This window comes from Nigerium sp. (assembly GCF_039811905.1).
Taxonomy (GTDB): Bacteria; Actinomycetota; Actinomycetes; order Propionibacteriales; family Propionibacteriaceae; genus Propioniciclava.
The window spans coordinates 1-9,898 of record NZ_JBDHZL010000103.1 but is presented as its reverse complement, the minus strand read 5'-3'; the positions used below and the strand labels follow the sequence as shown (position 1 = coordinate 9,898).

Annotated in this window: 8 protein-coding genes; 2 read left to right on the top strand and 6 right to left on the bottom strand. The window is 72.4% G+C overall.

The genetic code is table 11. The annotated features are described in order from the left end of the window. A partial coding sequence (locus WMJ97_RS12840; protein WP_347349394.1) for a diacylglycerol kinase family protein occupies window positions 1-822 on the top strand: 822 nt, incomplete at its 5' end. Here the strand turns inward: WMJ97_RS12840 and WMJ97_RS12835 are convergent. The 6 genes from WMJ97_RS12835 to groES all read right to left on the bottom strand — a co-directional run bounded on the left by WMJ97_RS12835 (window position 785) and on the right by groES (window position 7,864). After that, complete coding sequence (locus WMJ97_RS12835) at window positions 785-1,888, bottom strand: GuaB3 family IMP dehydrogenase-related protein (protein ID WP_347349393.1); 1,104 nt, start codon at window positions 1,886-1,888, stop codon at window positions 785-787. The genes WMJ97_RS12840 and WMJ97_RS12835 overlap by 38 nt on opposite strands. Window positions 1,889-1,946: 58 nt before the next feature. Continuing rightward, window positions 1,947-3,473, bottom strand: a complete 1,527-nt coding sequence (guaB, locus tag WMJ97_RS12830; protein WP_347349392.1) for an IMP dehydrogenase — start codon at window positions 3,471-3,473, stop codon at window positions 1,947-1,949. A gap of 37 nt (window positions 3,474-3,510) precedes the next feature. After that, window positions 3,511-4,404, bottom strand: a complete 894-nt coding sequence (locus WMJ97_RS12825; protein WP_347349391.1) for a TIGR01777 family oxidoreductase — start codon at window positions 4,402-4,404, stop codon at window positions 3,511-3,513. 84 nt (window positions 4,405-4,488) lie between these two features. Next, window positions 4,489-5,853 (bottom strand): polyprenol phosphomannose-dependent alpha 1,6 mannosyltransferase MptB, encoded by a 1,365-nt coding sequence (mptB, locus tag WMJ97_RS12820; RefSeq protein WP_347349390.1) that lies wholly within the window; start codon window positions 5,851-5,853, stop codon window positions 4,489-4,491. A gap of 96 nt (window positions 5,854-5,949) precedes the next feature. Next, window positions 5,950-7,554, bottom strand: coding sequence for a chaperonin GroEL (gene groL, locus WMJ97_RS12815; RefSeq protein ID WP_347349389.1), 1,605 nt, complete (start codon window positions 7,552-7,554; stop codon window positions 5,950-5,952). A gap of 13 nt (window positions 7,555-7,567) precedes the next feature. Continuing rightward, complete coding sequence (gene groES, locus WMJ97_RS12810; RefSeq protein WP_347349388.1) at window positions 7,568-7,864, bottom strand: co-chaperone GroES; 297 nt, start codon at window positions 7,862-7,864, stop codon at window positions 7,568-7,570. Window positions 7,865-8,587: 723 nt separating this feature from the next. Between groES and WMJ97_RS12805 the strand changes: the two genes are divergently transcribed. Then, complete coding sequence (locus WMJ97_RS12805) at window positions 8,588-9,823, top strand: alpha-amylase family glycosyl hydrolase (protein WP_347349387.1); 1,236 nt, start codon at window positions 8,588-8,590, stop codon at window positions 9,821-9,823. Window positions 9,824-9,898: the final 75 nt, after the last annotated feature.

Genomic DNA, 9,898 nt, shown 5'->3' with positions numbered 1-9,898 from the left:
GGCGACGGGACCGTCCGGGCCGTCGCCGCGGCGGTCGCCGGTCGCGGCGTCCCGCTGGGCATCGTGCCCTACGGCACCGCGAATCTGCTCGCCCGGAACCTGCGCCTGCCCCTGCGACGCCCCCGCGCCGCAGCGCGCGCCGCGCTGATCGGGGCCGCGCGCCCGCTGGACGCCGGCCTGGCCGACATCACGTTCGGCGACGGACGCCTCGGGCGCGACTGCTTCCTGGTCGTCGCGGGCCTGGGCCGGGACGCCGAGGCGATCGCGCGGACGTCCCCGCGGCTCAAGCGGCGCCTCGGGTGGCTGGCGTACCTGCGCGTCGGGGCCTCGCTGATGGGGCGTCCCCCGATCGCGATGGACGTGACCACCGCGGACGCCGGCGCGCTCCCGCCGGCCGGGCGCGCGGAGCCCGGGCGCGAGAAGTCAGCGCCTCTGGAGCACCCCTGCCGGATCGACGCCTGGACGGTGCTGGTCGGCAACTGCCCGCGCCTCCCGGCCGGCATCGCGATCTTCCCGGACGCCCGCCCCGACGACGGCGTGCTCGACACCCTCGTCGCCGCCCCGCGCGGCCTGGCCGACTGGGCGCGGGTCGCGGCGGCAGGGCTGGGGTGGCCCGGCGGCGTCCGGGCGCTGCGCTACGGGCGCGCGAGCGCCGTCACGCTCCGCCCCGACCGGCCGCGGGCGCTGCAACTGGACGGCGACGTGGTCGCCGGCGTGGCCGAGGTCACGCTGCGCGTGCAGCCGGACGCCCTCCTCGTGCGCCGCCCGGCCGCCGCGCCGCGCGTCAGTGGACGACGATCTCGACCCGCTGGAACTCCTTGACCTCGGTGTACCCGCACGTCGCGAGCGCCTTGCGCAGCGCGCCGACGAGGTTCATCGTGCCGTCGGGGGTGTGCGACGGCCCGAACATGATCTCCTCCAGCGAGCCGACCGGGCCGAACGTGGCCCGCTCGCCGCGGGGCAGCCGCGGGTGCCACGCCTCGGGCCCCCAGTGGTAGCCGTGGCCCGGCGCCTCCGCGGCCCGCGCCAGCGGCGTGGCGACCATCGCCGCGTCCGCGCCGCAGGCGATCGCCTTCGCGATGTCGCCGGAGCGGCCCAGGCCGCCGTCGGCGATCACGTGCACGTACCGGCCGCCCGACTCGTCGAGGTAGTCGCGCCGGGCGGCGGCCACGTCGGCCACCGCCGACGCCATCGGCACCTCGACGCCCAGGACGTTGCGCGTCTTGCGCGTCGCGGCGCCGCCGAAGCCGACCAGGACGCCGGCCGCGCCGGTCCGCATCAGGTGCAGCGCGGCCTGGTAGGTCGCGCAGCCGCCGACGATGACGGGCACGTCGAGGGAGTAGATGAAGTCCTTGAGGTTCAGCGGCTCCTCGCTGGTGGAGACGTGCTCCGCCGACACGGTCGTGCCGCGGATCACGAAGAAGTCGACGCCCGCCTTCTCGACGACGGGCGCGAACTCGCGCGTCCGCTGCGGCGACAGCGCGCCGGCGACCGGGACGCCGGCGTCCCTGATCTGCTTCATGCGCTCGGTGATGAGCTCGGCCTGGATGGGCGCCGAGTAGATCTCCTGCATGCGCCGCGTGGCGGTCGCCGGGTCGTCGAGGTCGGCGAGCTCGGCCAGCAGCGGCTCGGGATCCTCGTAACGGGTCCACACGCCCTCGAGGTTCAACACCGCGAGCCCGCCCATCTTGCCGAACGCGATGGCGGTGGCCGGCGACATCACCGAATCCATCGGCGCGGCGAGCAGCGGGAAGTCGAAGGTGAGCGCGTCGATCGTCCAGTCCAGGCTCACGTCGGTGGGCGTCCGGGTGCGCCGCGTCGGGACGATCGCGATGTCGTCGAAGCCGTACACCTGAGTCGCGCGCTTCGCGCGGCCGATCTCGATCACGCGGCACCTCGCTGGGCCTGGCGTCCGCGACGCTGGAGCAGATTCATCGGCGATTCTCCTAGTGGTTGTCGGTCGAGTAGTTCGGCGCCTCGACGGTCATCTGGATGTCGTGCGGGTGCGACTCGCGCAGCCCGGCCGACGTGATGCGGACGAAGCGACCCTTCTCGTGCAGCTCTTCGATCGTGCGTGCGCCAGAGTAGAACATCGCCTGCCGCAGGCCGCCGACCAACTGGTACGCCACGGCGGCGAGCGGCCCGCGGTAGGCCACCTGCCCCTCGACGCCCTCGGGCACGAACTGCGCCTGCGTCGACGTCGCCGACTGGAAGTAGCGGTCGGAGCTGTACGACCCCTGCCGCCCGCGCGCCGCCATCGCGCCGAGCGAGCCCATGCCGCGATACGACTTGTACTGCTTGCCGTTGATGAAGACCAGGTCGCCCGGCGACTCGTCGCACCCGGCGAGCAGCGAGCCGAGCATCACGGTGCTCGCGCCCGCGACGAGGGCCTTCGCGATATCGCCCGAGTACTGCAGCCCCCCGTCGCCGATCACCGGGACGCCCGCCGGCTTGCAGGCCCGCGTCGCGTCGAAGATCGCGGTCACCTGCGGGACGCCCACGCCCGCGACCACGCGCGTCGTGCAGATCGAGCCCGGCCCGATGCCGACCTTGACGCCGTCGGCCCCGGCCTCCACGAGGGCCTTCGCACCCTCGTAGGTGGCGATGTTGCCGCCGATCACGTCGACCCCGGACGCCGCCGGCTCGGCCTTCAGCCGGCGCACGAGATCCATCTCGCTGCGGGCGTGGCCGTGGGCGGTGTCGGTGACGAGCACGTCCACCCCGGCCTCGACGAGCAGCATCGCCCGCTCCCAGGCGTCCCCGAACGTGCCGATCGCGGCGCCGACGCGGAGGCGTCCCTGCGGGTCTTTGCTGGCGAGGGGGTACTTGTCGGACTTCACGTAGTCCTTGAGCGTGATGAGCCCCTTGAGGCGACCGTCGGCGTCCACCAGCGGCAGCTTCTCGATCTTGTGCTTCGCGAGGAGGGCCAGCGCGTCCTCCGGCGAGATGCCCTCGCGGCCGGTCACGAGCGGCATGGGCGTCATCACCTCGCCGACCGTGCGGCTCGGATCGTCCTCGAAGCGCATGTCGCGGTTCGTGATGATGCCGACGAGACGCCCGTCGGGGTCGACGACCGGCAGGCCCGAGATGCGGTACTGGCCGCACATCTCGTCGACCTCGCCGATCGTCGCGTCGACGGTCGTGGTGATCGGCTGATCGACCATGCCCGCCTCGGACCGCTTCACGCGATCGACCTGGTGGGCCTGCTCGTCGGCGGCCATGTTGCGGTGGAGGATGCCGATGCCGCCCTGCCGGGCCATCGCGATGGCCATACGGGACTCGGTCACCGTGTCCATCGCCGAGCTCAGCAGCGGCACGTTCAGCCGGATGCGTCGGGTGAGCCAGGTGGACGTGTCGGCGTCGGCCGGGATGACGTCCGATTCATTGGGTTGCAGCAGCACATCGTCGAACGTGAGCCCCAGCGGGACGAAGGGGGCGGGTACTCCTGCTGGCGTCAGATCGCCGAGCGTCATGGGCAAGGACCTCCGGGTTCGTGATAGGGCCCCGAGTCTAGCCCGCGCGTTGCGCGGTCAGCAGGTCGGCCATCGCGGCGTCTACGCTGGGGTGGGCGAACGCGAAGCCCTGCTCGAGCAGCACGCGCGGCAGCGCGCGGACGCTGGTGCCGAGCACCTCGCGCACCACCTCGTCGCCGAAGCGGGCCACGAGCGCCAGCCGCGGCCAGGTGAAGGACGCCGCCCGCCCGCCGTGGCGTCCCATCGCCCGGAGCAGGTCGTCGTGTTGGACCGGCTCGGGCGAGGTGAGGTTCACCGGGCCCTCCACGGGCGACGACAGGAGGGCGAGAACGGCGGCGAGCCAGTCGTCGAGGTGGATCCAGGGCACCCACTGGCGCCCGTCCCCGACGCGGACGTTCAGGCCTCCCCTGAAGCCCGGCGGGCCGAAACCGAACGGGGCCCCGGGGCTCAGCACATGGCCGGAGCGCAGCAGCACGGTGGGCACGGGCGCGTGGCGGGCCGACGTCTCCCAGTCGACGCACACGCGCGCCAGGAAGCCGGACGCGTGCACGGGCGAATCCTCGTCGACGTAGTCGACGCCCGGATCGCCGTAGATCGCGCAGGACGACCCGTTCAGCAGCCGCTGGCAGCGGCCGTCGGGTTCGAGCGCGGCGACGATGGTCAGGGTCGCCATCAGGCGGGACGCCGCGATGCGCTGCTTGGCCGCCGGCGTCCAGCGCTGGGCGATGGGTTCGCCGGCGAGGTTGACGACGGCGTCCACATCGGACAGCCCGGGGCCGTGGATGTGACCCGCCTCCGGATCCCACCGGCGCTCGCCCGGTCGGGTGGGTTCGGCGCGAAGCAGGGTGACCACCTCGTGGCCCGCGGCGCGCAGGGCGTCCGCGAGGGCGCGGCCCAGGCTCCCGCTACCCCCGGCGATCGCGATCCGCATGCCTCCACTGTAGGAACGCGCGCCCGCGCTGTCGTGCCGGTGTCATGGGTTGCCACGGCTCCCCCACGACCGGACGCCGGCGCGTCAGCGGGCCGGCGTCGAGTGCCAGACGACGGTCTGGATGGCGTTCCAGACGAGGAAGAGCATCACGAAGGCCGCGAGCCACGTGGTCTGGCGGCGGGTCAGCCGGCCGAGGCCCAGCAGGGCGACGCTCCACGGCACGTACCACGGGTGCAGCGACTGCCCCAGCACCGCGAGCGCGAGCGAGCCCCAGCCGACCGCGTGGATCGGCCGGTCGCTCCAGCGGATCACGATCACGGCGAGCGCGACCAGCAGCGTCAGGTTGGAGGTGAGCCCGACCGCCAGCCGCGCCACGGTCGGGTCCCCGCCGAGCACGGAGGCGAGGAAGCTCGCGAGATCGCCCAGCAGCGCGAACGGGGCGACCGTGCCGGCGCTGCCCATGAGGCTCAGCCACTTCGTCCAGCCCAGGCCCAGCCCGGACGCCCACGTGACGGCCGCGAACGTGGCGAGCGTCACGGCGGTGACGCCGGCCGTCCGGACGCCGAGCAGCACGACGCGCCGCACCGGCGGCGTCCGCTGCAACTGGGCGATGATCGGCAGCCCGGCGACCGCGATGACCGTGAGTCCGCCCTGCTGCTTGAGCGCCATGGCCAGCCCAGCGAGCGCGGGGCCGAGGCCCCACCGGACCCACGCGTGCGGCCACCGGACCACCGCGTACACGGCCAACAGCGACACCCCCGCCATGAGGGCGTCGTTGTGCGCGCCGCCGATGAAGTGGACGAGCACCAGCGGGTTCAGCAGCCCCCACCACGCGGCGTGCGGGACGCTGCGCCGAAGGAGCCGCGCGATCCGCGTCCCGCAGAAGCCCAGCAGCGCGACGCCCACGATCGCCGGCAGCCGTAGGGCCGCGACCGAGAGGTAGGCGTGCGCCCCGGTCGCGACGACGACCGCCTCGTTGACGAGCATGGTCAGCGGCGGGTAGGCCACGCCGTGACCCGCCCAGAGCCGGTCGACAAAGGGGGCGAACGGCCCCCCGGCCGCCGTGAGGCCCTCCAGGTAGGTGTTGTGGCCGACCGAGAGCATGTACCCGGCGTCGGCGTAGAGGATGGCGTCCCCGCTCAGCACCGGCGGCGCGAGCAGCAGCGGCAGCGACCAGATCGCCACGAGGACGCCGGGGCGGCGGACGCCGCGCCCGCCGCGCGGGTACAGCGCCCACCAGAGCAGGGCGAGGGCGAGGCAGCCGGCGACGATGAGCACGCGGTTGAGCGGCATCGGCGTGGCCGCGCTGATCGCCTGGACGACCGGGTTCGGCCAGCCGGACGCCGCGAAGCTGAACTCGTTGTGACAGCTCCCCCAGGCGATGGCGGCGGTGGCGAGAAATCCCCAGATCGCGGCGGTACGGACGGTCACGGACGGGGGGCTCCACACGCGCACCGATCCTAGGGCACGGCCGGCCCGGACGCGGAAGCGGACCCGCCCCGGGAAGGGCGGGCCCGCTTCGTTCAGCGTGCGGACGGCGCGAGGTCAGTGGCTGTGGGCAGCCTCGTCCTCGTCTTCCTCCGGCTTGTCGACGACGAGCGTCTCGGTGGTGAGCAGCAGCGCCGCGATGGACGCCGCGTTCGCCAGCGCGGAACGCGTCACCTTCACCGGGTCGATGACGCCGGCCTCGATGAGGTTGACGTACTCGCCGGTCGCCGCGTTGTAGCCGTTGCCCGGCTCGAGGTCGTTGACGCGGGACACGATGACCTGGCCCGGCTCGCCGCCGTTCTCGGCGATCCACCGCAGCGGCTCGCTGACCGACTTCGCCACGATCTGGACGCCGGTGCGCTCGTCACCGGTCTTGCCCAGGCCGTCGGCGAGGCCCTTGGCCGCGTGGATGAGGGCGGAGCCGCCGCCGGCGACGATGCCCTCCTCGATCGCGGCACGCGTCGCGGAGACCGCGTCCTCGATGCGGTGCTTGGTCTCCTTGAGCTCGACCTCGGTGGCCGCGCCGACCTTGATGACGCAGACGCCGCCGGCGAGCTTCGCGACCCGCTCCTGCAGCTTCTCGCGATCCCACTCGGAGTCGGAGCGCTCGATCTCGGCGCGCAGCTGGGCCACGCGGCCCTCCACGTCGGCCGACGTGCCGGAGCCGTCGACGATCGTCGTGTCGTCCTTCGTCACCACGACGCGGCGGGCGCGGCCCAGCACGTCGAGCCCGACCTGGTCGAGCTTGAGCCCGAGGTCGGCGGAGACGACCTGGCCGCCGGTGAGGATCGCGATGTCCTCCAGCATGGCCTTGCGGCGGTCGCCGAACGCGGGCGCCTTGACGGCGACCGAGGTGAACGTGCCGCGGATCTTGTTGACGACGAGGGTGGACAGGGCCTCCCCATCGACGTCTTCCGCCACGATGAACAGCGTGCCGGACGCGGCGATGACCTTCTCCAGCAGCGGGAGCAGGTCGTTCATCGAGCTGATCTTGCCCGAGTAGATGAGGATGTACGGATCCTCGAGCACGGCCTCCTGCCGGTCGGCGTCCGTCACCATGTAGCCGGAGATGTAGCCCTTGTCGAACTGCATGCCCTCGGTGAACTCGAGCTCGGTGCCGAAGGTCTGGCTCTCGTCGACGGTGATCACGCCGTCCTTGCCGACCTTGTCGAACGCCTCGGCGATGAGCTTGCCGATCTCGGCGTCGCGGCTGGAGATCGTGGCGACGTTGGCCATGTCGGCCGTCGTCTCGACCTGGCGCGCGAGCGAGTGCAGCTCGTCGGAGACGGCCTCGACGGCCGCCTCGATGCCGCGCTTGAGGCCGACCGGGTTCGCCCCGGACGCCACGGCGCGCAGGCCCTCGTGCACGAGCGCCTGGGCGAGCACCGTCGCCGTCGTCGTGCCGTCGCCGGCCACGTCGTTGGTCTTGGTGGCGACCTCCTTGGCCAGCTGGGCGCCGAGGTTCTCGTACGGGTCGGTGAGCTCGACCTCGCGGGCGACGGTCACGCCGTCGTTCGTGATGGTCGGCGCGCCCCACTTCTTGTCGAGAACGACGTAGCGGCCCTTCGGCCCGAGGGTCACCTTCACGGTGTTGGCGAGGGTGTCGACGCCGCGCTCGAGCGAGCGCCGGGCCTCCTCGTCAAACTGAAGGATCTTTGCCATGAACGATCAGTCCTTACTTGGTGACGACGGCGAGGATGTCGCGGGCGTTGAGGAGCAGGTAGTCCTCCCCCGCGTACTTCACCTCGGTGCCGCCGTACTTGCTGAAGATGACGACGTCGCCCTCGGCGACATCGAGCGGGACGCGGTTGCCGTTGTCGTCGATGCGACCGGGGCCGGTCGCGATGACCTTGCCCTCCTGCGGCTTCTCCTTGGCAGTGTCGGGAATGACCAGACCCGAGGCGGTGGTCTGCTCGGCCTCGAGGGGCTGGACGAGGATACGATCCTCGAGCGGCTTGATCGTGACGGCCACGATGGTGCCCTTTCTTTCTTCTCGGACGCCCCAGGGGCGCCCGGACGGGTTCAGGATTCTGCCGCCCCGGCGTCGTCGCGGTGCCGCCGTGGGTTGGCACACCCACCGGGTGAGTGCTAACTGCGAGGCTATACCCCTCCTAGCACTCACACAACTTGAGTGCTAACCGGCGGGTCGGGGCGTCCCCGCGGTGCGTTTCTACCTGACGTTTCCCACCCTCTGGTGTGGAGAACGTCACACGGGTGCTGGGCGCGCTTCCCCGAACGCGCGTCCGTGCCTCACGGCGTGCACCCGGAGCCGGGACGCCTCGCGCGCGACAGGCGTCCACGCGGGCGCTTCAGGCGTCCGGGGGTCCCCCCGGAGACGCCAGCCGGCTCGTCGGCGGCCGTGCGCCGGATGGTCCCCGGCTCAGGCGTCCGACCCTGACTGGCCCGTTCTCGACGCCGCCGCCTGAGCGGACGTCCGCTCCCGACCCCCCGCCGAGAACGGGCCAGCCAGGGTGGAGCCGGCGGCGACGGCCGGGCGACCGCGGTGATGATCGCGCTGCCGACGGCGTCCACCCACGTCACCGGCCTGCGCGAGGACGCCGCCCGCGCCCTCGGCGCGGCTTCGGGAGTCCTGACGGACACTCGCGGGGACGCCTGACGGGCATGAAGGCGGGCAGTGTGCCAGGCTGGGCGGACAGGTCATTCCGCACGGACGCGTCCACGAGAGGAACTTTTCATGAACTGGCCCGCCACCGCGATCTTCTGGCACGCCTACCCGATCCGGTTCGTCGGAGGCGAGGACGAGGCCGTCGACCGCGTCGAGCACCGCCTGTGGCGCGTCGTGAACTGGCTCGACTACGTCGTCGACGTCGGGCTCAACGGCCTGCTGCTCGCGCCGATGTTCGCCAGCAAGACACACGGCTACGACACGCTCGACCACTTCCGCGTCGACCCGCGGCTCGGCGACGACGCCGACGTCGACGACCTCCTGCTGCAGGCGCACCGGCGCGGCATCCGCGTGGTGTTCGACGGCGTGTTCAACCACGTGTCGCGCGACCACGAAATCGTCCAAAGGGCGTTGTCGGCGGGTCCGGAGACGCCCGAGGGGGCGTGGATCAAGTGGTCCGACGGCTACCCGTACTGCTTCGAGGGCTCGCTCGATCTCGTCGAGCTGAACCTCGCCAACCCCGAGGTTCAGGACTACATCGCGCGCATCATGATCTTCTGGCTCGACCGCGGCATCGACGGCTGGCGCCTCGACGCCGCCTACGCCGCCGGCGCGGACGCCTGGGCGCCCATCGTCGCCCGCGTCCGGGACAGCCACCCGGACGCCTGGCTGCTCGGCGAGGTGCTGCACGGCGACTACACCGCGTTCGTGGCCACGTCCGGCGTCGACACCGTCACGCAGTACGAGTTGTGGAAGGCGATCTGGAGTTCCCTGAACGACCAGAACATGTTCGAGCTCGAGTGGAGCCTCAAGCGGCACGCCGAGTTCTGCGAGCACTTCCTGCCGCAGACGTTCGTCGGCAACCACGACGTCACGCGCATCGCGACGCAGATCACCGACGAGCGCAACGTGCCGCTCGCCGTCGCGCTGCTCATGTTCCTGCCCGGGACGCCGTCGGTCTACGCCGGCGACGAACAGGGCTTCACCGGCGAGAAGCTGCACGCGCCGCGCGGCGACGACGCCGTCCGGCCGCCGTTCCCCGAGGATCCCTCGGGCCTGCTTCCGTTCGGGCAGCACATGCTGGAGGTCTACCGCGAGGTCATCCGCCTGCGGCGCGTGCACCCGTGGATGGCCGAGGCGGTCGCCACGCCGACGCACGTCCAGGGGGGCGCGATCGCGATCCAGTTGGACGCCGGCGACGCCGGTCGCCTCACGCTCGCGGTGAACGCGTCGGACGAGAGCCTCGTCCTGCCGGGCACCCACCACGACCTGGACGTCGGCCCGCATTCGTGGGCCTTGGGCTGATCGGACGCCGGCGGCGTCCGATCAGGAGCGACGCCGCGCGGCCGGTGTGCACGCAGCCCGTATGCACGCAGCCCG

Excerpts from the sequence above, each read along its gene's own strand:
- guaB (WP_347349392.1), bottom strand. The coding sequence starts at position 3,473 with ATGACGCTCGGCGATCTGACGCCAGCAGGAGTACCCGCCCCCTTCGTC.
- WMJ97_RS12825 (WP_347349391.1), bottom strand. The coding sequence starts at position 4,404 with ATGCGGATCGCGATCGCCGGGGGTAGCGGGAGCCTGGGCCGCGCCCTC.
- WMJ97_RS12805 (WP_347349387.1), top strand. The coding sequence starts at position 8,588 with ATGAACTGGCCCGCCACCGCGATCTTCTGGCACGCCTACCCGATCCGG.
- groL (WP_347349389.1), bottom strand. The coding sequence starts at position 7,554 with ATGGCAAAGATCCTTCAGTTTGACGAGGAGGCCCGGCGCTCGCTCGAG.